This window comes from Bacillus sp. BP-3 (assembly GCF_028401955.1).
Taxonomy (GTDB): domain Bacteria; phylum Bacillota; class Bacilli; order Bacillales; family Bacillaceae_G; genus Bacillus_A.
This window is the reverse complement of record NZ_JAQOTJ010000014.1, coordinates 25,522-47,988: the sequence shown is the minus strand read 5'-3', so window position 1 is coordinate 47,988 and position 22,467 is coordinate 25,522. Positions and strand designations below refer to the sequence as shown.

Below are 22,467 nucleotides of genomic sequence, written 5' to 3'. Positions count from 1 at the left end.
TGTTATTTGTGTCTCTGGAAAGTGGTAGGTGGTAAAATCTCATTTCACGGTTTAGAGAGAAGTAAAAAAATAAGCGGGGCAGGTTTTCTATCAGTGAGGGATGAAGCATCCCCCACTGATGGAAGTTTTACTTTAATTATTGACGAATAATCCCTTGAAAAGATCCTTCCAACACTTTTTTACCGTTTTGATTAAAGCATTCTGCCTTTGAAACGGCAATTACTCGATCTGCTTGTTCTTCGTGATGAGTAAGTGTGACTTCACATCGAACGGTATCTCCGGTAAAGACTGGACGTAAGAAAGTAAATTCCGCATCTCTTGCGATAAAATTTAAATCGCCGCCAATTTTCGTAGGTAATGTTGCAACTAGTAATCCTTGTACCATTACGCGTCCATGTTCATCTGGAACGACATGGTGTTCACCGGCATCACCAGAAATTTTACTAAATAGCTCTACATCTTCTCTCGTAAATGATTTTTCAAAAGTTAACATTTCCCCGACTTTCATGTATGTATCGCCTCCTATTGGTTTGTGAATGATTTGTCATTCATACCTTGAATTTTACAGAATATTCTTTACTCGGTAAAGTCTGGTGGTGGAAATGATGGGGTAATTAATGAAATATTTTAAGAACATTCAGAAAAAAGTTGACATGAGGAAATAATTTCTATAAAATCATCGGTAATTGCATATGTCTTATCAAGAATAGGTGGAGGGAACGGGCCCTATGAAACCTTGGCAACAGCCGTAAATCGGAATTGTGCTAAATCCTGCAGGTATTTCCTGAAAGATAAGAAAGGCTACATGGCGAGCGTTTATCTAAACTGCTTCTTTCTTATTCAGGAAAGGAGCAGTTTTTTATTTTTTATAAAAGAAAGGAGATTGAGAAATGGAAGAATCATGGGGAAAAGGAACGATTTGTGTGCAAGGTGGCTATACGCCAAAAAATGGTGAGCCGCGTGTTTTGCCGCTTTATCAAAGCACGACGTATAAATATGATACTTCTGATGATTTAGCGGCCCTCTTTAATTTGGAAGCGGAAGGATATATTTATACGCGTATTGGAAACCCGACGCTTGCGGCCTTTGAGCAAAAGCTCACAGAGTTAGAAGGCGGCGTTGGTGCGGTTGCAACGGCATCAGGGCAAGCTGCAATTATGCTAGCGATATTAAATATTTGTGGCAGTGGTGATCACTTGCTCTGCTCATCAACAGTATACGGCGGTACATTTAATTTATTTGCAGTTAGTCTTAAAAAGCTTGGGATTGAGGTCACGTTCTTTAATCCAAACTTATCTGCTGATGAAATTGTTGCCCTCGCAAATGAGAAAACAAAGCTTGTATATGCGGAATCGCTTGGGAATCCAGCGATGAATGTACTGAATTTTAAAGAGTTTTCTGATGCGGCAAAAGAGCTTGGAGTACCGTTTATTGTGGATAATACATTAGCGACACCGTATTTATGTCATGCATTTGAACATGGTGCAAACATTGTTGTTCATTCTACAACGAAATATATCGATGGTCATGCAAGCTCACTAGGCGGCATTGTTATTGATGGAGGGAATTTCGATTGGAGTAAGTTTCCTGAATTTGTTGAACCAGACCCAAGCTATCATGGTGTGAGTTATGTGAAAAAGTTCGGGCAAGCGGCATATATTGTGAAAGCTCGTGTACAGTTATTAAGAGACTATGGAAATTGTATGAGCCCATTCAATGCGTACATGAGCAATATTGGCTTAGAGACATTGCATCTTCGCATGGAGCGTCATAGCCAAAATGCACTAGCCGTTGCACAGTGGTTATCGCAGCATGAATGCGTTGAGTGGGTTAATTATCCTGGACTTCAAAGTAATGAAAATTATGCATTGGCGCAAAAATATTTACCGAAAGGTGCGAGCGGTGTTTTAACATTTGGAATAAAGGGCGGCCTTGAACCTGCTAAACAGTTTATTGGAAATGTGAAGCTTGCCACATTGGTGACGCATGTTGCAGATGCAAGAACTTGTGTCATTCACCCTGCAAGCACAACGCATCGTCAGCTTACAGAAGAGCAGCAATGTTTGGCAGGTGTAACGCCTGATTTAATTCGGTTATCGGTTGGTATTGAAGATGCGGCGGATATTATTGCTGATTTAGGGGTAGCACTTTCTGGAGGAAAACAGTATGCCGATCATCATTGCTAAAGATTTACCAGCTCGTAAAGTATTACAAAATGAAAATATTTTTGTGATGACGAAAGAACGAGCAGAAAGGCAAGATATTCGTGCTTTGAAGCTTGCTATTTTAAACTTAATGCCAACAAAACAAGAAACAGAAACGCAGTTGCTTCGTTTAATTGGAAATACACCGCTTCAACTCGATATCCATTTACTTCATATGGAGTCCCATACAGCAAAAAATGTAACGCAGGAGCATTTAACAAGCTTTTATAAAACATTTCGTGATATTGAAGGAGAAAAATTTGACGGACTTATCATTACTGGTGCCCCGGTTGAAACACTTCCTTTCGAAGAAGTAGATTATTGGGATGAATTGAAGCAAATTATGGAGTATTCGAATGCACATGTCACATCAACGCTTCATATTTGCTGGGGGGCGCAAGCAGGATTGTATTATCACTACGACGTTCCGAAATATCCGCTAGAACAAAAGATGTTTGGGGTATTTGAACATGAAGTGCAGCAGGAGCATGTGAAACTATTACGCGGTTTTGATGAAAGCTTTTTTGCACCGCATTCTCGCCATACAGAAGTACGGGCATCTGATATTCAAAGCATACAGGAGCTCGATCTGTTAGCGACTTCTGGAGAAGCCGGTGTTCATCTCGTTATGAATAAAGATGGAAAGCATATTTTTGTTCTTGGTCATAGTGAATACAGCTGTGAGACATTAAAGCAAGAATATGAGCGCGATCAGCAAAGAGGATTGGATATTGCTATTCCCAAAAATTATTTTAAGCATGACAATCCTTTGGAAAATCCAGTAGTAAGGTGGCGTAGTCATGGAAATTTACTATTCTCAAATTGGTTGAATTACTATGTGTATCAGGAAACTCCTTATATTTTGTAAAGGAAGTTGAGCATAACACGTGGTAACGTTTTCTTTGTAAAGAACGATCTTTATTATTCAGAATGTTCTAAATATATTGTTTTTTGTGATCTGACCTTATATAATGGCACCTAAATACAATTTTTAAAGGGGTGGACAGTACTATGAACGAAATTCAAGTTGGCCTATTAGGTCTTGGAACTGTAGGAAGCGGTGTCGTGCGCATTATTGAAGATCATCAAGATCGTTTAGCACACCAAATCGGTTGTCCTATCAAAGTAGCAAAAGTATTAGTACAAAACTTAGAAAAAGAACGAGAGGTCCAAGTAACCCCTACATTATTAACGAGGAATCCAGATGAAATTATAAATAATCCAGATGTTGATGTTGTGATTGAAGTGATGGGCGGTATAGAAGAGGCAAAAGCATATATTTTACAATCGCTCCAAAACGGTAAGCATGTTGTCACAGCGAATAAAGATTTAATGGCACTTCACGGTGCAGAACTTCTTACTGTAGCAAAGGAAAATCAAGCGGATTTGTTTTATGAAGCGAGTGTAGCAGGTGGTATTCCGATTCTACGAAGCATTGTAGAAGGTCTTTCTTCTGATCGGATTACGAAAATGATGGGTATTGTGAACGGAACAACGAATTTTATTTTGACAAAAATGTCTGACGAAGGGAGAGCGTATGACGACGTGTTAAATGAAGCGCAGCGGCTTGGATTTGCAGAAACAGATCCAACATCAGATGTTGAAGGTTTAGATGCGGCACGAAAGATGACGATCTTAGCAACACTTGGATTTTCTACAAATGTAGAACTTCATGATGTGAATGTAAAAGGAATTACATCTATTACGGAGGAGGACATTTCGTATAGTAAGAGTCTAGGCTATACAATTAAGTTAATCGGTGTAGCGAAGCGCGATGGTGAAAAATTAGAGGTAACAGTAGAACCAACATTGTTACAAAATACACACCCGCTTGCCGCCGTTCAAAACGAATATAATGCAGTATATGTATATGGCGAAGCGGTAGGAGAAACAATGTTTTACGGACCAGGTGCGGGAAGTTTGCCAACAGCAACAGCAGTTGTATCTGATTTAGTAGCGGTTATGAAAAATGTACGTCTTGGTGTAACAGGAAATAGTGCAGTAACGCCGCAATATAAAAAAGTATTAAAAGCAGAAGACGAAATTTATGTGAAGAAGTTTCTCCGCCTTCATGTGAAGGATGAAGTAGGTGTGTTTGCGAAAATTACATCACTATTCTCTGAACGAGGCGTAAGCTTTGAAAAGATTATTCAAATGCCATTACAAAAGAAAGGAGCAGCAGAAATCGTTATTGTTACACATCGTGCATCCCTTGCAGATTATACATACATTCTCGAAACACTAGAGACGTATGAAGAAGTAGATTGTGTGAAAGCAAACTACCGTATTGAAGGAGATGCTCGCTAATGTGGAACGGATTACTTGCTGCTTATAAAGAATATTTACCGATTAATGAGCAAACACCGTCGCTTTCGCTATCAGAAGGAAATACACCGCTTATTTTATTAGAAAATCTTTCAGAAAAATGGGGTGTTTCTGTTTATGCGAAAGTAGAAGGGGCAAATCCGACGGGTTCTTTTAAAGACCGCGGGATGGTTATGGCTGTAGCAAAGGCAAAGGAAGTTGGCAGCAAAACGGTTATTTGCGCTTCAACAGGAAACACATCTGCATCGGCAGCTGCTTATGCAGCGCGCGCAGGTTTATCTTGTATTGTTATGATTCCAAATGGAAAAATCGCCTATGGCAAGCTAGCGCAGGCAGTCATGTACGGAGCTGAAATTATTAGTATTGATGGAAACTTTGATCATGCCTTGCAAATGGTACGAAAGCTTAGCGATTCATCACCGATTACACTTGTGAATTCAGTGAACCCATATCGCATTGAAGGACAAAAAACAGCAGCATTTGAAATTTGTGATGCACTTAGGAAAGCACCTGATATTTTAGCCATTCCAGTTGGAAATGCAGGGAATATTACAGCGTATTGGAAAGGTTTTAAGGAGTATAACGAAAAGCGCGGCACGGGTTTACCTGAGATGCGCGGCTTTGAAGCAGAAGGATCGGCAGCGATTGTGCGTGGATATAAAATTGAGGAACCGGAGACAGTTGCGACTGCAATACGTATCGGGAACCCCGCAAGTTGGGATAAGGCCGTTGCTGCTGCTCATGATTCAAATGGGAAAATTGATGAGGTAACAGATGCAGAAATTCTTAGGGCATATGAATGGCTTGCTAAGTATGAAGGGATTTTTGCGGAGCCTGCTTCTTGTGCATCGCTTGCCGGAATTTACAAACAAGTACAAACAGGAGAAATAGCAAAAGGAAGCGGCATTGTCGCTGTTTTAACAGGAAACGGTTTAAAGGACCCAAATATTGCGATTGATACAAAAAAAATTCAACCGCTTGTGCTGCCAAATGATGAAAAGGTTGTGTTTGAGCATATTCAAGGAGTTGTCCTTCGATGAAGGCGGCTCCTATGTTTACAATTCGTGTGCCGGCTAGTACAGCAAATCTTGGGCCAGGCTTTGATTCAATTGGTCTTGCAGTAAGCAAATATTTAACGGTAGATGTATTTTCACACTCTAGCTGGGAATGCACAGCGAAAACAACAATTCTTCAAGGGATTCCAAAAGGTGAGAATAATTTACTCATTCAGACGGCGCGCATGGTAGCTGCCCGTTATAGTAAGGAGCTTCCCTATTGTCATCTTCATCTAGACAGTGATATTCCATTAGCGCGCGGACTTGGAAGCAGCGCTTCGGCAATTATTGCGGGCATTGAACTTGCTGATCAGCTTTGCGAATTACATATATCTAGAAGAGAAAAGTTATTGATTGCAACGGAAATGGAGGGGCATATTGATAATGTTGGAGCGGCCTTATATGGCGGCCTTATGATAGGAACATATGATGGAAAAGATATTTCATTTTTGTCTCAACCTATTTATGATATAGAACTTGTCGCGGTCATTCCTTCATATGAACTAAAAACAGTTCATTCGAGAGATGTGCTTCCGAGTACGTTACCGTATATGGACGGTATTCGTGGCAGCGGCGTTGCTAATGTACTTGTCGCGGCCCTATGTAAGGAGGACTGGGTGCTTGCTGGGGAAATGATGAAACAGGATATGTTTCATGAACCATACCGGAAAGAGCTCGTAACTGAATTACAAAAGCTTCAAGAATTAGAACATGAACATTTATATGGTGTTTCTTTAAGCGGCGCCGGGCCAACTGTACTTTGTTATGTGAAAAAAGGAAGTGCTGAAGAAATAAGGGTATGGCTGCAATCAATTTTCAGCTATTGCGTAGTAGAAACGCTTCAAGTTGTAAATGAAGGAGTTCATATTATATATGAACAACAAAAGCCCATTGAAAGTATATAACTTTCAATGGGCTTCTTGCGTACGACAACTTTGTAATGCTTTTGTACCAACTTGAATAAATGTTTGAATGAGCCAGCCAGTTGTAAAAGAGAGAATAATGGTGCCGAAATAGATAGGACCATTTAGCATGAAACTAGCAGTTAGAAATAAACAAGCTAGAGAAATTTCAGTTTTTTGAAAGGACCATTTTGTTTTTTCCGAGATTGTTAATACAAATGCTTCTTGCGGTGCAGTCCCAAGCTGTGATGAAACATAGATACCAATACCTGCGCCGACAGATACATTTCCGCATATGAGTGTTATATACTTTGGAAGAGATCGAATGCCATCCATTATAACTGTAACTGAGCCAATCATATCAACAAAGACAGAGATTAGCACCATCGTCACAATTGTCCCAATTGTAATACGCTTTCGATTCATACACAGTACGATAAGAGTAAAAATCAAATTAATAATAAACATCCAAGAGCCGATGCTTAAACCAAAGTTTTGATATAAAGCAATGAAAAGGGAATCATACGGGCTAAGGCCAAATGAAGTGATGGTTGTCATCATATTGATTCCGAGAGAAAGTAACAGTAATCCACCTATGAAAAAGATATGTTCTAATTTTAATGGCATAATAAAACACCAATCCTTCCTTATTTCTTCTGCTAGCACAGGATATAATGTGGAAAGCTTACCAGGTCAAGGGGGATATTTCTAAATTCTAAAATTGTTTTGGATGCGGTAATATGTAGGAAGAAGGGAGCTTGTTTGATGTCAAATATTAAAAAAATCGCAGAAATGGCAGGGGTTTCGATTTCTACTGTTTCTCGCGTTTTAAATAATCATCCATATGTAAATGAACAGAAAAGAAAAGAGATATTAGCCATTATTGAAGAGTTAAATTACACGCAAAATTCGAATGCGATTCATTTAGTACGAGGAAAAACAAATGTGATTGGTGTGCTTCTTCCATTTGTAAATAATCAATATTACAGTGCAATTATAGAGGGTATTTCAAGAGAGGCTGCAAAACATAATTACAATATGATGCTTTGCCAAACGGGTTATAGTGCTGATAAAGAAATAGAAATTTTGAATATGTTAAAGATGAAAAAGTTAGACGGGGTCATTATATGTTCGAAAATAAATGCTTGTGAGGAGATTGAAAAATACGCAACATTTGGCCCGATTGTGACGTGTGAAGACACGATATCTAATACAATTTCTAGTATTCATATTGATCACTACAAAACGTTTGCATTAGGAATGGAGTACTTAATAGAAAAGGGACATACTCGAATCGGTTACTGCATTGGACGAAGCGATAGTTTTAATAGTCAAAATCGAAAAAGGGCTTACGCAGATGCTTTATCATCTATTCATGTTACGCCACGACAAGAGTGGCAATTTATAGATTGTTTCACAGTAGAAGATGGGGCTCGTATTGTTCAATCGTTACTTTATATGAAAGAGCGTCCAACGGCTCTTCTCGTATCTTGTAATCATATTGCAGCTGGTATTGTAACAGCTGCTCAAAAAAATGGTCTTTCGATTCCAGAGGATATTAGAATTATTGGATGCGATGATCAACAGGTTGCAGAGATATTAGATATTACAACCATTGCTCATTCGAGTGTGGAAGTTGGTGCAGGTGCATTTACAATTTTACATGAACAAATTATGAATAAGGAAGCAGAAGTAAAAAGAATTGAGTTATTTGCGAAGTTAACGGAAAGACTGACAACATGAACGAAAAGCACAATCTTAATCAAAATGATTGTGCTTTTTTCATAAGAGAATGAAAATCGCTTTTCAAAATTCCGTTTGGTATAATATGGTCAATCTATAAGGGGGGGGTAGCATGAGATCGAAATTTGTGAAAGTTATTTTATTCGTTGCACTAGCGTCTTTTTGTTTATTTGCATACGGATTTATTACTAGTGTGAGTGATGTTCTAAATCCGAAAACATCTAAGCTAACTCCTACCGTGCAAAAAGAAGCGAAAGGGAAACAACAAAAGGAAACATTACAAATTGTTAGCCTAGGTGATTCGTTAACTCGCGGTGTTGGAGATAAAGAAGGTATTGGATATATTGGACGGATGAAGAATGAACTGCAAACAAAATACAAACAAAAGGTAGCGCTCACAAATTTAGCGGTGAGCGGTGCAAAAATGCCAGATTTACTAAAACAAATGGAAAGCAGCGGTACCAGGTATGCAATTAAGCAAGCGGATGTACTTGTTTTGACAATTGGTGGAAATGATTTATTTCCCGGATGGGAATCACTTGGAAACATTGATTTAACGACATATCGTCCTGATACCGTAACATTTCAAGCTAACGCAAGGAAAATTTTGGAACAATTAAGGAGTTTAAACCCAAACAGCTCAATTTTTTGGATTGGTTTGTATAATCCTTTTGAAGATGTAGAAGAGTTAAAAGGCTCGTCTCCAATTGTTGTCGATTGGAATGGATCATTAGAAAAGCTTGCGCTTAGTTATTCAAACGTATATGTTGTCCCAACGTTTGATATGTTCCAAAATCGTGGTAAGGATTTATTATATTCGGATCATTTTCACCCGAATGAAGCCGGTTATACATTAATAGCAGATCGTTTATTACAAAACGTTGTTAGCCAGTTAAAACTAGCTGGAGGTGAGAAAAAATGACGGCGATTCTATCTGTACGAAACTTAAAGAAGATTATTAAGAAGAAAACGCTCGTTGAAAATGTATCATTTGATATACAGCAAGGGGAAGTATTTGGATTTTTAGGCCCAAATGGGGCAGGGAAGACAACGACGATTCGAATGCTTGTCGGTCTCATTACGGCAACAGAAGGAAGTATTTCGATTGGTGGTTATGACATAAAAGAAAATTTTTGCGGTGCGATGAAGCAAATTGGAAGTATCGTTGAAACCCCTGAATTGTATACATATTTAACGGGATTTGAAAATTTAAAGCAATTTGCCCGTATGTTAGGTGGGATTTCCGATGAGCGGATTATGGAAATTGCCAAAATGGTACATCTTGATGAACGCATTCATGATAAAGTGAAAACATATTCACTTGGGATGAAGCAACGTCTTGGGATTGCACAAGCTCTTCTTGGCAGTCCGAAACTCCTTATATTAGATGAACCGACAAATGGTCTCGACCCAGCTGGTATTCGGGAACTTCGGGAGTTTGTGCATACGCTTGTGAAAGAAGAAAACATGAGCGTATTCATTTCTAGTCATTTATTAAGCGAAGTACAAATGATATGTGACCGCGTTGCAATTATTCATAAGGGGAAAGTAATTACGGTCGCAAGTGTTGAAGAGTTAGTGAAACAAGCAAGCGACCGTGTGGAGTGGGTTGTGACGCCGCTAGATAAAGCGAAATCGTTGCTTGAAGATTCGGGGGAAGTGACAGAACTTGTCATAGAAGAAGGGCGACTACTATGCCGCATGAATCAAGAGCGTGTAAGCTTTTATAATAAGCAGTTAATTGAGCACGCTGTAGACGTTCATAGTGTAAAACAAGTTGTATTTACATTGGAAGATCTATTTATGGAACTGACAAAGGGGGAGCAACATGCGTGAATTTGCGAACCTCGTCTATAATGAGGCGGAGAAAATATATCGAAAGAAACGTATTGTAGTAGTCATGCTTATTTTAGCAATTTTAATTCCGATTTTTGTTTATGCACAGTACAGAGAAGTGCAGACGACTGTAAAGCGCCTTGGTACGAGCGATTGGAAAGTATCATTACAGCAGCAAATCGTTGATTCACAAAACCGTTTAAATAATTCGCGTCTTCCCGAAGAATGGAAATCGTGGTTAAAGGTAAGAGTGCAGCAGCAACAATATTATTTAGACCATAATATTAATCCAAGTGCACCGGGCGCACCGACTTTTGTACGTATGTTTATTGAACAAGGAATTACACTATTTATCCCGCTTCTTATCATGATTGTAGCAATTGATATCGTATCGGGAGAACGAAGCGACGGAACAATGAAAATGCTCCTTACGCGGCCGATTCGGCGCTGGAAAATTCTTTTAAGTAAATATGTGACGATGGTGTTGTTTATTTCACTCATTTTGTTGCTTGTAGGGGTTCTTTCCTATTTGTTATCAGGCATTGTATTTGGTTATGCTGGATGGGATTTGCCGGTGCTGACGGGTTTTGCAACTGAGAAGGATACGTTAAATACAAGTTTTGTTCATCTCATTCCGCAGTGGCAATACATTGTTATGGCTTACGGACTTGCTTGGTTTGTAGCAATTGTTGTTGGCACAATCTCATTTATGGTGTCTGTACTGATTCGCAATACACCAGCCGGTATGGGAATTATGCTGGCAGCGTTAATTGCTGGAGGTATCTTAAATAATTTTGCAACGTCCTGGGAAGGGGCAAAATATATTTTTAGTGTTAACTTATCGCTAACGGATTATTTGTCAGGACAGTTACCAGCGTTGCAAGGATTATCGATGAGTTTTTCATTACTCAATCTCACGGTATGGGCAGTTGTATCGCTCATGATCGCTTTTGTAGTATTTACAAAACAAGACATGGTAAATTAATTCGATAGGAAGTGACAGAATGAAACAAATATTAAATAATGATTGGGCACAGCTATTAGCACCTGAATTCGAAAAATCATATTATCAACAAGTGCAATCATTTTTAATAGAAGAGTACCGTACACATGTTGTATATCCAAAGCAGGAGGATATTTTTAATGCTTTGCGTTATACGAGCTATCAAGATACGAAGGTCCTTATTTTAGGACAGGATCCATATCATGGGCCAAATCAAGCGCATGGTTTAAGTTTTTCGGTGCAACCTGGCGTACGAACGCCGCCATCACTGCAAAATATGTACAAAGAGCTGCAGGATGATCTAGGGTACCCAATTCCGAATAACGGTTATTTAGTAAAATGGGCAGAGCAAGGTGTGCTTTTACTAAACACTGTATTAACGGTGCGTCAAGGAGAGGCCAACTCTCATAAAGGAAAAGGGTGGGAAGTTTTCACAGATCGCATTATCGAGTTGTTAAATGAGAGGGAAAAACCAGTTATCTTTGTATTATGGGGACGCCCTGCGCAGGCGAAGAAGAAGCTCATTACAAATTCTAATCATCATATTATTGAATCTGTTCATCCAAGTCCATTATCAGCACGACGAGGATTCTTTGGCAGCAAACCATTTTCAAAAACAAACCATTTCTTGGTAAGTAACGGAGAACGGGAGATTGATTGGCAAATTCCGAATCTATAAGTAAGGATTCTTTCGTTTAGGAATTTATACGTAAAAAAACAGGCCACTACGGATGCAGCGGTCTGTTTTTATTTATTATCTTCTTGTTTTAATTTTGCATCTAGTACGAACGTACCAAATGGAATAACAGATGCAACAAGCGCACCAAACGCCCATAATTTTGATTTATTATGAATTGTCGTTACTTGAATAACAGCGAAGATGAATAGTATAAACAGGACACCGTGTGCCATACCCGTTACAGTAACAGCTTTCGGAAAATCTGCAAAATACTTCAGCGGCATTGCAATGAATAGAAGGATTAGAAAAGAAATCCCTTCCAGTACCCCAATGACTCTTAAACGTCCAATCGGTGTTGATAACATAAAATGGCCTCCTAAGTTATGTATGCTTGTATATGATATATTTGTATTCTTTTGGTAAATAAAATAGCCTAGTTTATTTCATTATAATCAAAAATAAACTTTACACTATGATAATGGTGTAAAGTTCAAAATATCTTCACAAGCTAATACATATAAAAAGTAAATCGCGCCTAAGTATTTGACTCAGGCGCGATTTTATGGATGATTAGTTCTCTTCAACGTGAAAACAGTTCTAAACTAGCACTTCGCTATTCAAAACAAATTGTTCTACAACTTTTGCAACGCCATCATTCATGTTTGTGTCTGTTACATGATTTGCAATGGCTTTAATGTCGTCCGGTGCATTGCCCATTGCAACGCCAAGGCCAGCAAATTCAATCATAGCCTGGTCATTATAGCTATCACCCATCGCAATCACTTCTTCACGTGTAATACCAAGTTTTTGGATAAGTTGGTGCAAGCTTGTTCCTTTTGTTACACCATATTCTGTGAATTCTAAGAAGAACGGCTTAGAACGCATAACACTTAATTGTCCTTCGAATTCTTGTTGTAATTTCTTTTCAACTTCTGCAAGACGTTCTGGTGCTTTCATCATTAATACTTTCACAACAGGTTCTTTCACTGCACTTACAAAATTATTAACCTCTATAACTGGCATACCTGTAATATAAGCTTCGACTTCTGTATATTCATTATTTTCCTCTGTCACAATGCCATCACCAATGTACGTATGAATCCACACATCTTCGTTTTGGCTTGTTTTATATAAATTATGGACAATTTCAGGTGATAAAGTACTGCTAAATAATTCTTCGTTTGTTTTACAGTTAATAATTTTTGCGCCATTAAACGATAAAATGAAGCTGCCGTATTCCTCTAATTTTAGTTCTTTTGCAATAGGCCACATCGCAAATGTTGGACGGCCGGAAGCTAGTACAACTTTTACACCGCGCTCTTGGGCGGTCATTAGGGCTTCTTTCGTACGCGGTGAAATCGTATGGTCATCGCGAAGTAATGTATCATCTAAATCTAGTACAATCATTTTATAAGACATTTGAACAATCCTTCCTAATATGAATTTATAATGTGAAATGAATTGTAAGACATCGAACCTTTTTGAAGATGGAATCGATTTTATATGAATGTATATATGAGCAAGCATATTTTGCTTGCTCATATATGTTTCTATTATCGTAACAATTCTTAAAATAGACTGCAATGCTTGAAGCGTGCCAATTTTGTTTACGTTTTGTGTCGATTGGTTTAACTAATTCTCAACGAGAAACCCACTCGTTGAGGAAAGTTTCACCTTACCCCGCCCAAACAGCTGGTAAGAGGTTAGGACAAGGAAGCAAAGTACAAACCATCTGTAAGGACCCGATTGGTTCAACTAATCCTCAACGAGAAACCCACTCGTTAAGGAAAGTTTCACTTTACCCCGCTTATTTATCTGTTGAACGAGAGAATAGTATTTCTAGTATAATTGCCATTACAGAGCCGAGTACAAGACCGTTGCTTAAGAAGGATGCTAGGAATGGCGGCAGTGAAGAAAAGGCATCTGATGGAATGAACATAACGCCAATTCCGGTAAAGAGAGCGAGACCTGCAACTTTGAATAAGCGTTCTTTATCTTTCACAGTTTCATATTCTCGAAATGCTAGTCCAATCATACTAGCAAATACCGGATAAATGGCTGCATAGCCAACAGCTACCGGAATTGCTGCAATGAATGAAGTAACCTTTGGAAATAGACTCATAAGAATAATAAAGGTTGATCCAAGAATAAACGGTAGTCGTTTGTAAATATTTGTTGTCGCAATAAAACCAGCTGATCCAGAAATAGCGACAGGTCCAATTGCTGAAAACAGACCGCCAAGAAGCTGATTAATACCGGTTATAATTCCTGCCTGTTTGAATCGATTTTGCACGGCAGTTGCTTCGTATTTCGAAACTACTTGTTGAACAACGCGAATACTTGCTAACATGTTAGTTAGTAGTAACAACGTAACAAAGAGAATGGTAATAACCATATTCCATTCTAAGCGAGGCGTACCAAATACGAAGATAGATGGCATACGGATAATGTCTGATACAGGTGTGATTGGATTTGATAGACCGAAACATGCAAATAAAATCCACCCAATCACAATACTGCACAGTACAGAATATTGACCAATAACAGGTAGTTTCGTAACAAAGAAAGATAGAAAAATAATGATAAGAGAAAGAATAAAGACTTTCCCTTGAACAGCTGTATGCTGTCCGTTAAGTCCAAACATGCCTTTTAAGAATGATCCGCTTAGCTGTGCAACGAGTAAAAATAGGTAGGTTCCAATAACAGTTGGTGTAAAATAGCGGACAAGTTTATCGATAAGTCCAAATATACTAAGAAGAATGCAAATGAGACCGCTTAATAAGAAGGAATATTGCAGTACGCGTAGCGTTTCACCAGTTGATCCAAATAATACAACACCTAAGCTTGCGTATAAGGAAAAGATGCCCCACCAAAGTCCAGCAGGCCCTTCTTGAATTGGTAAGCGATGACCAAAGGAAGCTTGTAAAATACCTGCAAATCCAAGAACAAATAATGTTCGTTGGACGAATGCAATTGCTTCTGCGCCTTCTAGTCCATAGTTAGCGGCAACACTAATGGGAACAATTAAGCTGCCGGCTAAAATAAATAATGCCCATTGCAGGGCAGAAAGAAATGTTTTCATTATATATCGACCTCTTTTTCGTATTTCCATTTCTAGTATATATGTATTTGATTCGTTATGGCAAAGTTTGAAAATAGAGAAAAGAGATGAAAGTATTGTTTGAGTGCATGAAACATCGGAACAAACAGGAGCGGAAAAATTTGCAGAACGTGATATGATAATAGTATTTGGTCCAGTAGAGAAATTGGGACGATTTGAAAAAGAATTACAATACGTGAGGTGAGAAAGCATGCAAATATCTAGCGATAAGATTTTAAATAAAATGGCAAGTGAAATTGCAAAAGCGAAAGGGAGTGACTCACATAAAGCAAAAGAACATCTTTTAGTTGTTCGTGCATTATGTGATCTATTACTTGAAGAACAGCCAGAAGCTTCTGCATATGTTGAACCAACATTAAGAACAAATGTTGTGGCACCGCAAATGCCTGTTCAGCCAATGGGTTCATTTTCAGGAGAGCCTGTATATGTGAAAGAGGATGATGCAAATGGAAACTCCCTTTTGGATTTTTAGACGCTAAATAGTTGGAGTGTTCGAGGAAATTTTTTATTATAAAAGTAAAAAGAAAAAGGGGAATTCCAATGAAAATTTTCTTCTTATTAGGTTGTATTGCAGCAGCATTATCTGTTGCGCTTGGAGCATTTGGAGCGCACGGACTTGAAGGGAAAATCTCAGCGAAAATGTTAGAGGTTTGGAAAACAGGTGTTACATATCAAATGTTTCATGCAGGGGGATTATTTGTTGTTGCTTTATTAATGGATAAGATTCAATCTTCTCTTGTAGGCGCGGCAGGCTGGTGTATGGTAGCAGGTATTGTGCTGTTTTCCGGAAGTTTATACGCATTAAGTACAACTGGTATAAAATTTTTTGGTCCAATTACTCCGCTTGGCGGTGTAGCATTTATTGTAGGATGGATTTTACTGGGGACTGCGATTGTAAAAGGGCTATAAGGTGAAACTTCCTCTTGGGAAACGCTTTTCTTCCCAGGAGGCTAGTTGAACTAGTTGGGCCCTTACAAATGGTTTGTACAGGATAGAAATAAAACAAAAGCTGGCATATGCCAGCTTTTTCTTATTATCTTGGAGGATAAGTTGCGGGTTGCTGTGTTGGGAAGTAAATGATTTCTCCTGGGAATTCTACATAATCAAGATAGATCATAAGCAGTAAGTAACGTTTTCCAGACTTAGGGTCGCTTAAAATGATGTGATCGCGTCCCGCAGCCTCAATGATGCCTGTATAGGATTGTGTACCAAGTGTGCTGCCGCGCTCATATGTCATGAATATAGTTGCTGGTTTTCCTTTGTTTAAGCGAAGGATATTTTCAATATATGATTGCTCAAGTGGAAGCATCCCTTGAGAAACGGCAAGTTGTGCTTGTGCAGCTTGCGGCGTTGTTGGCATTTGTTGTCCTTGTTGTCCGGGCTGTGGTTGCATATATCCGCCAGATGGTTGATAAAATCCTCCCCCATAGTATGGGTTTTGTTGCTGTGCCATACGAAATCCCTCCTCTTTTCAGTTCACTAATACACACTTGGACAATCCTCAGCACTTGGTTGGAAAAAGCAATGATTTTTAAAGCGACCAGAGTTTTCTTGATTAAACCAAGTTGGTGGACAGGCGCCTCCTGGCCTAAAAAACCATAACGAAAAATTAGCGGGCCAGAATCGCTCTCCTTGAATCGTACGTCTTGCTAGAGCAATATCGCTTTCACGAGCACGCTGATAGAAGTAACCTTTTTGCGTAGCCTCAAATCCACCAGGACTTTGAAATACCATTTGACGAAGGTTTCGAATCTTTTTAAAGTCTAAGCAATTTCCTTTTACGCGATTGACGCCGACATTTCCAACCATAAGCATTCCTTGAGGTCCTTCTCCTTCTGCTTCTGCCCGCATTAATCTGGCAAGTAGTTTTACATGTTCTTCTGTATATGCAATAACACCCATCTGTTTCACCTCTCTTATTACTCCGCTAGAGAAAAGAAAGTGTAGAATAATTACTAATTCATAGGTATGAAAAAAAGGGGGCAGATATGACAACCAAACCATGTTTTAATATGTATCTCTATAGATATTAGTTGAAAAACTGAAATAGAAACCCCTTTCTTTTTAGGGGCGAGAGCATCTGGCCATGCATAAAGGTGGTTAGGGGATTTTTCCTGCCACATGCAACATTTAAAACAAAGGGAGAAAGCAAGTAGCGGACATTTTCTTGCTGCATAGCAGCGACTTATATATTAGGAAATTAAAGTGAAGTTATTACTATTCAGAAGAAATAAGGAATACGCTGAGGAAGATTTGGATAATAAAAAGCTAGCAAATTTGCTAGCTTTTTATTATCCAAATAATTTTAACCACATATTAGAAAAGAAGTCTCCAATGGATCGCATTGTCAATACGAACCAATTTGCTTTTTCTACTTCCTGCGTTGTTTTTACATCGAATTTCGTTTGTTTATTTCCATCAAGGAAACCATATTGATCAGTGGATTCTAAAACAAGTGAGCCGACTTTGGCATCTTTTTTCACAGGTGCAACTAAGCTTCCATCTTCGGAGATTGATTTGTTTGCTTCATAAGAAATTTTGTAAGGCGGTTTACTTCCTTTTTTGGTGACTACCGTTATTTCTTTTTCAGGTGTCACAGCTACAGTATCTTCTTTTCCTTTTACGACAGGAATTGTATTATTTTTATCTATTTTCAATTTCTGTTTTTCAAAGTTTTTGAAGCCGTAATCCATTAATGCACGGGATTCTATGAAACGCTCATCCATTGATTTTGTTTTAATAATAACGGAGATTAGGCGTAAATCACCGCGTTTGGCTGTAATGGTAAAGCAATATCCAGCTGAATCAGAACTTCCTGTTTTTAAGCCATCTGTCCCCTCATATGCAAATGCAGCGTCTGGTAACATCCAGTTCCAGTTTTCCATACGAATTGGGCGTGGATGATTATCAGGGAAATTTCTAAATCTTTGTTTTGTATCTTCCAATATTTCTGGATATTTTGTCATAATTGTTCTAGATAAGATTGCCATGTCTCTAGCTGATAAAGAGTTTTCACCGTTTGGATCTGTTCCTTCCGGGTGCTTGCCTTTTAAATCAGCGTTATTTAATCCTGTAGCATTTACAAATTTATATTTCTTTAACCCTAGTTTTTTTGCATGTTCATTTGCAAGATTTAAGAAGTTCTTTTCACTTCCTGCAAGAAGTTCAGCAAGTGCAACACTTGATCCATTTGCTGAGAAGACAAGAATAGAATGATATAATTCTTTAACTGTATATTGTCGTCCTTTTTCAAATGGAACGTTGGAAAATTCATTGTTACGGGAAATTTCGTAAGCATAATCAGAGATATTCACTTTTGTATCCCAGGTGATTTTCCCTTCTTTAATGGCTTCTAAAACGGAGTATATAACCATGAGTTTTGACATACTAGCAATTGCAAGTAATTCATCGGGGTTTTGCTCGTGTAGTATTTTTCCTGTATCTGCATCAAACAGAATAGCAGCAGCGGCTTCAATATGTATGTCTTCTTTCGCATAAGAGGGAGTTGCTCCTATGAAAGAAAACATGAGTGTGAGCCCTAATAAAATAGATAACATTTTCCTCATAATAAATTATCACCTTCGCATCGTTATTAGCATGTAGCTTGTACTATTCTAACATGAGTTTGAATATGGAAAGATTACAATTTTGTAAGTGATTTGGATAATTTTTCTATTTAATTAGAGGTTTCTATTATATAAAACAATAAAAAAAGGACAATTTTCGTCCTTTTTTGTTGTTATACGTGTAAAAATTTTGCAACTTTTTCGCTTGGTAAAATGTTTCCGACAAAGAATGTCCCGAACTCACCGTAGCGTGCACTTACTTCATCAAAGCGCATTTCATATATAAGTTTCTTAAATTGAAGAACATCGTCGGCAAATAATGTTACGCCCCATTCATAATCATCAAAGCCAACAGAACCAGTAATGATTTGACGTACTTTTCCTGCATATTGACGGCCAATTTTCCCGTGGCTATACATTAATTTTTTGCGCTCTTCCATCGGTAACATGTACCAGTTGTCTTCGCCTTGACGACGCTTGTCCATTGGATAGAAACAAACATGGTTTGCTTTAGGAAGCATTGGGTATAAACGCGCAAGAATTTGTGGATTTTGATATGGATCTTCTTCAGCAGGAAGATAGTTACTTAGTTCCACAACAGATACGTAAGAGTATGTAGGAAGCATATACTCTGCTAATGTTGTTTTATTGAATTCGGCTTCAATTTCATTTAATTCTTCCATTGTTGGACGTAAAATCATAAACATAATATCAGCCTTTTGTCCAACGATTGTATAGAGGGCATGGCTACCTTGTTTTGCAGCTTCTGTTTTATTCCATTTTTCAACGATGTTTAAAAATTCGAACATTGCTTGCTGACGTTCATCACTAGACAATGTTTTCCATGCTGCCCAGTCCATAGAACGGAAATCATGTAGACAATACCAACCATCTAACGTTTTTGCTGCTTCACTCATTAGATTCACCTCGAATAGTCAAGTTTTACACGTTAACTATATCATATATAGATGGAAAAGCATGTATCTTAGTCTCAGGCGCACAAAATTGTCACATTTTATAGCAGAATTTTGGGAAAATATAATCATTTTTATTTTATCAATTTTTTAGAAGCAATACGTTTAAAATAGAGATAAAAAGCGGTATTCTTAAATATGGATTTCAATTCGTAGGAGGGTTATTAGTGAGCGATTTATTTACAACAGTAAAAGAAAAAGTTCAAGGTAAAGGCATTTCTATCGTACTTCCTGAAGGTACTGATGAAAGAATTTTAGGCGCTGCAGAGCGTTTAGCAAAAGAAGAATTAGTAAAACCAATCTTAGTTGGTAATAAAGAAGAAATTAGCGCGAAAGCTGCTAGCATGAACTTAACATTAGCGGGTGTTGATATTTATGACCCAGTTACATACGAAGAAATGGATGCAATGGTAGCATCTTTCGTTGAACGCCGTAAAGGGAAAGCAACAGAGGAATCGGCTCGTGAAATCTTAAAAGACGAAAACTATTTCGGTACTATGCTTGTACACATGGGCAAAGCACATGGTTTAGTAAGCGGTGCAGCTCATTCTACAGCTGATACAGTTCGTCCAGCACTTCAAATCATTAAAACAAAACCAGGCGTTACAAAAACTTCTGGCGTATTTATCATGGTACGCGGTGATGAGAAATATGTATTTGCTGATTGCGCAATCAACATTGCACCAAACAGCCAAGATTTAGCTGAAATTGGTATTGAAAGTGCAAAAACTGCTGAATTATTTGGTATTGATCCACGCGTTGCAATGTTAAGCTTCTCTACAAAAGGTTCTGCGAAATCTCCAGAAACAGAAAAAGTTGTAGAAGCAACTCGCATCGCGAAAGAAATGGCTCCTGAATTAACATTAGACGGTGAATTCCAATTTGACGCTGCATTTGTACCATCTGTAGCAGAAAAGAAAGCACCAGGTTCTGTTATTAAAGGTGACGCTAACGTATTCGTATTCCCAAGCTTAGAAGCTGGCAATATCGGCTACAAAATTGCACAACGCTTAGGTAACTTCGAAGCAGTGGGACCAATCTTACAAGGCTTAAACATGCCAGTAAATGATTTATCTCGCGGTTGTAACGAAGAAGAAGTGTACAAGCTTGCTTTAATTACAGCAGCACAAGCGCTATAATTATAAAAAAAATCCCCGCATATGCGGGGATTTTTAGCTTTCTAACCTAAGTGATTTGTTATTGCGATCAATCATGCGCTGTAAGTGATGCTCGTATAGCGGTACTTCATCTACTGTCAGCTGTGATGACGTTAATTGCGGCGTAAAACGCTGTAATGTTTGTAAAAGGCGCATCATTAAATCTTGTACAGTAATTGTTTCACCAAGTAGTTCAGATAGTGAAGCCATTGTACTTGGGACAATTTCAGGATACGTAAATCTAGTTTCTGCACCTTGAATTGCTAAGTTGTAAAAATCACGAACAAGTGCCGCACGTGCAGAGCCACTTTCGGTAGCGCATAAATAAATTTGTACTGCGACACCGCCGCGAATACGGCGCTGCGAAATACCAGCAAATTTTTTATCGTTAATACTTAAGTCATAGCTGCCAGGACAGTAAGAGCCAACGATTTCTTTTGCTTCAATAGTAACGTTGTAATCTTTTAACATTTCTTTAATTAAATGCCACATTGTATCATAGCCAAGGTCGATATCGATACCTTTATCTGTTTCCTGGAACAGAAGAGAGATGTTTAGAACACCCTCATCTAATACAACAGCAAGTCCACCTGAATTGCGGACGATAACATGGAAGTCTTTCTTTTTCAAAAATTCAATTCCCTGCTTTAAGTAAGGTAATCGTGTATCTTGAATGCCAAGAACAATTGTATTGTGATGAACCCAAGAGCGCATTGTTGCGACAGATGTACCATTCCCAACTGTTGTACATAACGTATCATCCATTGCGAAAGATTGCAGCGCATGAAATTGTGGACCTAAGCTTGACTGATCAACAATGCGCCACTCTGGCTGAGATAAAATCGAACGAGAATCGCTCATGTAAATAACCCCTTATCTATAAAATGACAATATTTATTATAGCAAAAAAGAGTGATTATAAATATAAGCTGAAAACGGACATAAAGCCCCTCTGCTTTAGGAGGGCGAGAGGAACTGATCAGTCAGGGCCCTTTTCTACCACATGCCAGGATTAGAACAAAGAGAGAAAACGAGTGAAAGTTTCACTTTATAGGTTAGAGTGAAGCCAAAATTAAAAGGATGCTATTATAGCATCCTTCTTATTCTGCAATCTTCTCTAAATTCCCGTTTCGATCCATGCGAAATGATGTTTGTGTACGCTCTTCATCGTCCATTAATGCCAATTTCCTTGCACGGTTCATAATTTTCATGAGCGTCTCGTAATCTTCTTGAACGGTTGTTGATTGTTGTTCTAATTTTTCAACTTTCTGTTCCAACTCAGCATTTTTTCTCATATACTCAGCAATGTCTTGTTTCAATCTCTCATTCTCTCTTTCGAGTGCGGATACTTTTACATTAGAAGTTCCGAGAGTTTGTAGAAAACGGATAACGTCATGCATCGCAATGGAAGAATCTGTTGGCATTGCTTGCGTAGTTTGCATAGTTTGCATAGGCTGAACGGGTTGAACAGGTTGTTCAATATCAATCTCAATATTAATATTGTCATCCAATGTTACCGTAGATGGAGTCGGCGGTGTATATAAAAGACGTTTTTTCGCTTGCTCGCCCCCATTTGCACGCATTTTGTCTTTGCGATGTTTTTTCGCAAGTTGTAATGCTTGATCGTAACTATAGCGTACGACAGCATTCCAGCGGAAACCGCAAGCTGCTGAAGTGCGATTTAATTTATCACCAACTTCTTCAAAGGCATTTAATTGTGTACTTCCTTCGCGTACGTGACGTAAAACTGTTTCAGCAAGAAGTAAATCATCTTCTTCAGTCCAAGCATCTTGTCTTACTTTCATAGATTCATCTCCCTTTCTTTTTATCAATATCTTATTTTTAGAATGGACAAAATGAATCGCTTTTATACAAAGCTGTCAAAATTATGGTAGATTTTGA

General features: G+C 38.3%; 24 protein-coding genes, 1 pseudogene and 1 riboswitch. Of the genes and pseudogenes, 14 read left to right on the top strand and 11 right to left on the bottom strand.

Features of this window, described 5'->3' with window-relative positions; all coding sequences use genetic code 11:
* Positions 1–136: 136 nt before the first annotated feature.
* Entirely contained in the window at positions 137–508 is a 372-nt protein-coding gene (locus tag PLX19_RS19465) for an enoyl-CoA hydratase (protein WP_272190438.1), read from the bottom strand.
* A 186-nt stretch (positions 509–694) separates the two neighbouring features.
* Positions 695–798: riboswitch (SAM riboswitch) on the top strand.
* Positions 799–890: 92 nt separating this feature from the next.
* On the opposite strand from PLX19_RS19465, the gene PLX19_RS19460 reads away from it, so the two are divergent.
* The 5 genes from PLX19_RS19460 (at position 891) to thrB (ending at position 6,489) form a co-directional block, all read left to right on the top strand.
* Positions 891–2,186 (top strand): bifunctional O-acetylhomoserine aminocarboxypropyltransferase/cysteine synthase, encoded by a 1,296-nt coding sequence (locus tag PLX19_RS19460; protein WP_272190437.1) that lies wholly within the window; start codon positions 891–893, stop codon positions 2,184–2,186.
* Positions 2,167–3,072, top strand: coding sequence for a homoserine O-acetyltransferase MetA (metA, locus tag PLX19_RS19455; protein WP_272190436.1), 906 nt, complete (start codon positions 2,167–2,169; stop codon positions 3,070–3,072). The genes PLX19_RS19460 and metA overlap by 20 nt, the downstream gene beginning before the upstream one ends.
* Before the next feature lie 143 nt (positions 3,073–3,215).
* The gene (locus PLX19_RS19450) at positions 3,216–4,511 is read left to right on the top strand and encodes a homoserine dehydrogenase (protein ID WP_272190435.1); all 1,296 of its coding nucleotides are present in this window, start codon (positions 3,216–3,218) and stop codon (positions 4,509–4,511) included.
* Complete coding sequence (thrC, locus tag PLX19_RS19445) at positions 4,511–5,569, top strand: threonine synthase (RefSeq protein ID WP_272190434.1); 1,059 nt, start codon at positions 4,511–4,513, stop codon at positions 5,567–5,569. Before PLX19_RS19450 ends, thrC begins: the two co-directional genes overlap by 1 nt.
* A complete protein-coding gene (gene thrB / locus PLX19_RS19440; RefSeq protein ID WP_272190433.1) occupies positions 5,566–6,489 on the top strand; it encodes a homoserine kinase in 924 nt (307 codons plus the stop codon). Before thrC ends, thrB begins: the two co-directional genes overlap by 4 nt.
* 3 nt (positions 6,490–6,492) lie before the next feature.
* Here the strand turns inward: thrB and PLX19_RS19435 are convergent, their stop codons facing one another.
* Positions 6,493–7,116 carry a YczE/YyaS/YitT family protein gene (locus tag PLX19_RS19435; protein ID WP_272190494.1) on the bottom strand — a complete coding sequence of 208 codons (624 nt, stop codon included), beginning with the start codon at positions 7,114–7,116 and terminating at the stop codon, positions 6,493–6,495.
* 135 nt (positions 7,117–7,251) lie between these two features.
* Between PLX19_RS19435 and PLX19_RS19430 the strand changes: the two genes are divergently transcribed.
* The 5 genes from PLX19_RS19430 (at position 7,252) to PLX19_RS19410 (ending at position 11,747) form a co-directional block, all read left to right on the top strand.
* Positions 7,252–8,229 carry a LacI family DNA-binding transcriptional regulator gene (locus tag PLX19_RS19430; protein WP_272190432.1) on the top strand — a complete coding sequence of 326 codons (978 nt, stop codon included), beginning with the start codon at positions 7,252–7,254 and terminating at the stop codon, positions 8,227–8,229.
* Between the two features lie 112 nt (positions 8,230–8,341).
* The gene (locus PLX19_RS19425) at positions 8,342–9,151 is read left to right on the top strand and encodes an SGNH/GDSL hydrolase family protein (RefSeq protein WP_272190430.1); all 810 of its coding nucleotides are present in this window, start codon (positions 8,342–8,344) and stop codon (positions 9,149–9,151) included.
* Positions 9,148–10,065 carry an ABC transporter ATP-binding protein gene (locus PLX19_RS19420; RefSeq protein WP_272190429.1) on the top strand — a complete coding sequence of 306 codons (918 nt, stop codon included), beginning with the start codon at positions 9,148–9,150 and terminating at the stop codon, positions 10,063–10,065. Before PLX19_RS19425 ends, PLX19_RS19420 begins: the two co-directional genes overlap by 4 nt.
* Positions 10,058–11,050: an ABC transporter permease gene (locus tag PLX19_RS19415; RefSeq protein WP_272190428.1), complete on the top strand. Its 993-nt coding sequence runs from the start codon at positions 10,058–10,060 to the stop codon at positions 11,048–11,050. Before PLX19_RS19420 ends, PLX19_RS19415 begins: the two co-directional genes overlap by 8 nt.
* A gap of 19 nt (positions 11,051–11,069) precedes the next feature.
* Positions 11,070–11,747: a uracil-DNA glycosylase gene (locus PLX19_RS19410; protein ID WP_272190425.1), complete on the top strand. Its 678-nt coding sequence runs from the start codon at positions 11,070–11,072 to the stop codon at positions 11,745–11,747.
* A gap of 68 nt (positions 11,748–11,815) precedes the next feature.
* On the opposite strand, the gene PLX19_RS19405 is transcribed toward PLX19_RS19410, so the two are convergent.
* The 3 genes from PLX19_RS19405 to PLX19_RS19395 all read right to left on the bottom strand — a co-directional run bounded on the left by PLX19_RS19405 (position 11,816) and on the right by PLX19_RS19395 (position 14,829).
* On the bottom strand, positions 11,816–12,112 hold the full coding sequence (locus PLX19_RS19405) for a DUF3817 domain-containing protein (protein ID WP_272190424.1): 297 nt from the start codon (positions 12,110–12,112) through the stop codon (positions 11,816–11,818).
* Positions 12,113–12,344: 232 nt separating this feature from the next.
* A complete protein-coding gene (locus PLX19_RS19400) occupies positions 12,345–13,166 on the bottom strand; it encodes a Cof-type HAD-IIB family hydrolase (protein ID WP_272190423.1) in 822 nt (273 codons plus the stop codon).
* 388 nt (positions 13,167–13,554) lie between these two features.
* Positions 13,555–14,829, bottom strand: a complete 1,275-nt coding sequence (locus PLX19_RS19395) for a purine/pyrimidine permease (RefSeq protein ID WP_272190422.1) — start codon at positions 14,827–14,829, stop codon at positions 13,555–13,557.
* 124 nt (positions 14,830–14,953) lie between these two features.
* Between PLX19_RS19395 and PLX19_RS19390 the strand changes: the two are divergent.
* The 3 genes and pseudogenes from PLX19_RS19390 to PLX19_RS19380 all read left to right on the top strand — a co-directional run.
* A pseudogene (locus PLX19_RS19390) lies at positions 14,954–15,052 on the top strand (TrkA family potassium uptake protein); the annotation flags it as partial.
* A gap of 6 nt (positions 15,053–15,058) precedes the next feature.
* Positions 15,059–15,340 (top strand): YwdI family protein, encoded by a 282-nt coding sequence (locus tag PLX19_RS19385; protein ID WP_272190421.1) that lies wholly within the window; start codon positions 15,059–15,061, stop codon positions 15,338–15,340.
* A gap of 68 nt (positions 15,341–15,408) precedes the next feature.
* The gene (locus PLX19_RS19380) at positions 15,409–15,777 is read left to right on the top strand and encodes a DUF423 domain-containing protein (RefSeq protein WP_035434394.1); all 369 of its coding nucleotides are present in this window, start codon (positions 15,409–15,411) and stop codon (positions 15,775–15,777) included.
* Between the two features lie 124 nt (positions 15,778–15,901).
* Here the strand turns inward: PLX19_RS19380 and gerQ are convergent, their stop codons facing one another.
* From gerQ to hemQ, 4 genes are all read right to left on the bottom strand, one after another.
* Complete coding sequence (gerQ, locus tag PLX19_RS19375) at positions 15,902–16,321, bottom strand: spore coat protein GerQ (RefSeq protein WP_035434393.1); 420 nt, start codon at positions 16,319–16,321, stop codon at positions 15,902–15,904.
* A gap of 26 nt (positions 16,322–16,347) precedes the next feature.
* Positions 16,348–16,770, bottom strand: coding sequence for a cell wall hydrolase (locus PLX19_RS19370; protein WP_272190420.1), 423 nt, complete (start codon positions 16,768–16,770; stop codon positions 16,348–16,350).
* 389 nt (positions 16,771–17,159) lie between these two features.
* Positions 17,160–18,434, bottom strand: coding sequence for a serine hydrolase (locus PLX19_RS19365; RefSeq protein WP_272190419.1), 1,275 nt, complete (start codon positions 18,432–18,434; stop codon positions 17,160–17,162).
* A 173-nt stretch (positions 18,435–18,607) separates the two neighbouring features.
* A complete protein-coding gene (hemQ, locus tag PLX19_RS19360) occupies positions 18,608–19,351 on the bottom strand; it encodes a hydrogen peroxide-dependent heme synthase (protein WP_272190418.1) in 744 nt (247 codons plus the stop codon).
* A 224-nt stretch (positions 19,352–19,575) separates the two neighbouring features.
* On the opposite strand from hemQ, the gene pta reads away from it, so the two are divergent.
* On the top strand, positions 19,576–20,547 hold the full coding sequence (gene pta / locus PLX19_RS19355; RefSeq protein ID WP_272190417.1) for a phosphate acetyltransferase: 972 nt from the start codon (positions 19,576–19,578) through the stop codon (positions 20,545–20,547).
* A 33-nt stretch (positions 20,548–20,580) separates the two neighbouring features.
* On the opposite strand, the gene PLX19_RS19350 is transcribed toward pta, so the two are convergent.
* Together PLX19_RS19350 and PLX19_RS19345 are read right to left on the bottom strand one after the other, a co-directional pair.
* Entirely contained in the window at positions 20,581–21,426 is an 846-nt protein-coding gene (locus PLX19_RS19350; RefSeq protein ID WP_272190415.1) for a lipoate--protein ligase family protein, read from the bottom strand.
* Between the two features lie 239 nt (positions 21,427–21,665).
* Positions 21,666–22,370 carry an RsfA family transcriptional regulator gene (locus PLX19_RS19345; protein ID WP_272190414.1) on the bottom strand — a complete coding sequence of 235 codons (705 nt, stop codon included), beginning with the start codon at positions 22,368–22,370 and terminating at the stop codon, positions 21,666–21,668.
* Positions 22,371–22,467 lie beyond the last annotated feature (97 nt).

What these genes read in the sequence shown, in the direction of transcription:
- PLX19_RS19465 (WP_272190438.1), bottom strand. Translation starts at nt 508, where the DNA reads ATGAAAGTCGGGGAAATGTTAACTTTTGAAAAATCATTTACGAGAGAA.
- PLX19_RS19460 (WP_272190437.1), top strand. Translation starts at nt 891, where the DNA reads ATGGAAGAATCATGGGGAAAAGGAACGATTTGTGTGCAAGGTGGCTAT.
- metA (WP_272190436.1), top strand. Translation starts at nt 2,167, where the DNA reads ATGCCGATCATCATTGCTAAAGATTTACCAGCTCGTAAAGTATTACAA.
- PLX19_RS19450 (WP_272190435.1), top strand. Translation starts at nt 3,216, where the DNA reads ATGAACGAAATTCAAGTTGGCCTATTAGGTCTTGGAACTGTAGGAAGC.
- thrC (WP_272190434.1), top strand. Translation starts at nt 4,511, where the DNA reads ATGTGGAACGGATTACTTGCTGCTTATAAAGAATATTTACCGATTAAT.
- thrB (WP_272190433.1), top strand. Translation starts at nt 5,566, where the DNA reads ATGAAGGCGGCTCCTATGTTTACAATTCGTGTGCCGGCTAGTACAGCA.
- PLX19_RS19430 (WP_272190432.1), top strand. Translation starts at nt 7,252, where the DNA reads ATGTCAAATATTAAAAAAATCGCAGAAATGGCAGGGGTTTCGATTTCT.
- PLX19_RS19425 (WP_272190430.1), top strand. Translation starts at nt 8,342, where the DNA reads ATGAGATCGAAATTTGTGAAAGTTATTTTATTCGTTGCACTAGCGTCT.
- PLX19_RS19420 (WP_272190429.1), top strand. Translation starts at nt 9,148, where the DNA reads ATGACGGCGATTCTATCTGTACGAAACTTAAAGAAGATTATTAAGAAG.
- PLX19_RS19415 (WP_272190428.1), top strand. Translation starts at nt 10,058, where the DNA reads ATGCGTGAATTTGCGAACCTCGTCTATAATGAGGCGGAGAAAATATAT.
- PLX19_RS19410 (WP_272190425.1), top strand. Translation starts at nt 11,070, where the DNA reads ATGAAACAAATATTAAATAATGATTGGGCACAGCTATTAGCACCTGAA.
- PLX19_RS19405 (WP_272190424.1), bottom strand. Translation starts at nt 12,112, where the DNA reads ATGTTATCAACACCGATTGGACGTTTAAGAGTCATTGGGGTACTGGAA.
- PLX19_RS19400 (WP_272190423.1), bottom strand. Translation starts at nt 13,166, where the DNA reads ATGTCTTATAAAATGATTGTACTAGATTTAGATGATACATTACTTCGC.
- PLX19_RS19395 (WP_272190422.1), bottom strand. Translation starts at nt 14,829, where the DNA reads ATGAAAACATTTCTTTCTGCCCTGCAATGGGCATTATTTATTTTAGCC.
- PLX19_RS19385 (WP_272190421.1), top strand. Translation starts at nt 15,059, where the DNA reads ATGCAAATATCTAGCGATAAGATTTTAAATAAAATGGCAAGTGAAATT.
- PLX19_RS19380 (WP_035434394.1), top strand. Translation starts at nt 15,409, where the DNA reads ATGAAAATTTTCTTCTTATTAGGTTGTATTGCAGCAGCATTATCTGTT.
- gerQ (WP_035434393.1), bottom strand. Translation starts at nt 16,321, where the DNA reads ATGGCACAGCAACAAAACCCATACTATGGGGGAGGATTTTATCAACCA.
- PLX19_RS19370 (WP_272190420.1), bottom strand. Translation starts at nt 16,770, where the DNA reads ATGGGTGTTATTGCATATACAGAAGAACATGTAAAACTACTTGCCAGA.
- PLX19_RS19365 (WP_272190419.1), bottom strand. Translation starts at nt 18,434, where the DNA reads ATGAGGAAAATGTTATCTATTTTATTAGGGCTCACACTCATGTTTTCT.
- hemQ (WP_272190418.1), bottom strand. Translation starts at nt 19,351, where the DNA reads ATGAGTGAAGCAGCAAAAACGTTAGATGGTTGGTATTGTCTACATGAT.
- PLX19_RS19350 (WP_272190415.1), bottom strand. Translation starts at nt 21,426, where the DNA reads ATGAGCGATTCTCGTTCGATTTTATCTCAGCCAGAGTGGCGCATTGTT.
- PLX19_RS19345 (WP_272190414.1), bottom strand. Translation starts at nt 22,370, where the DNA reads ATGAAAGTAAGACAAGATGCTTGGACTGAAGAAGATGATTTACTTCTT.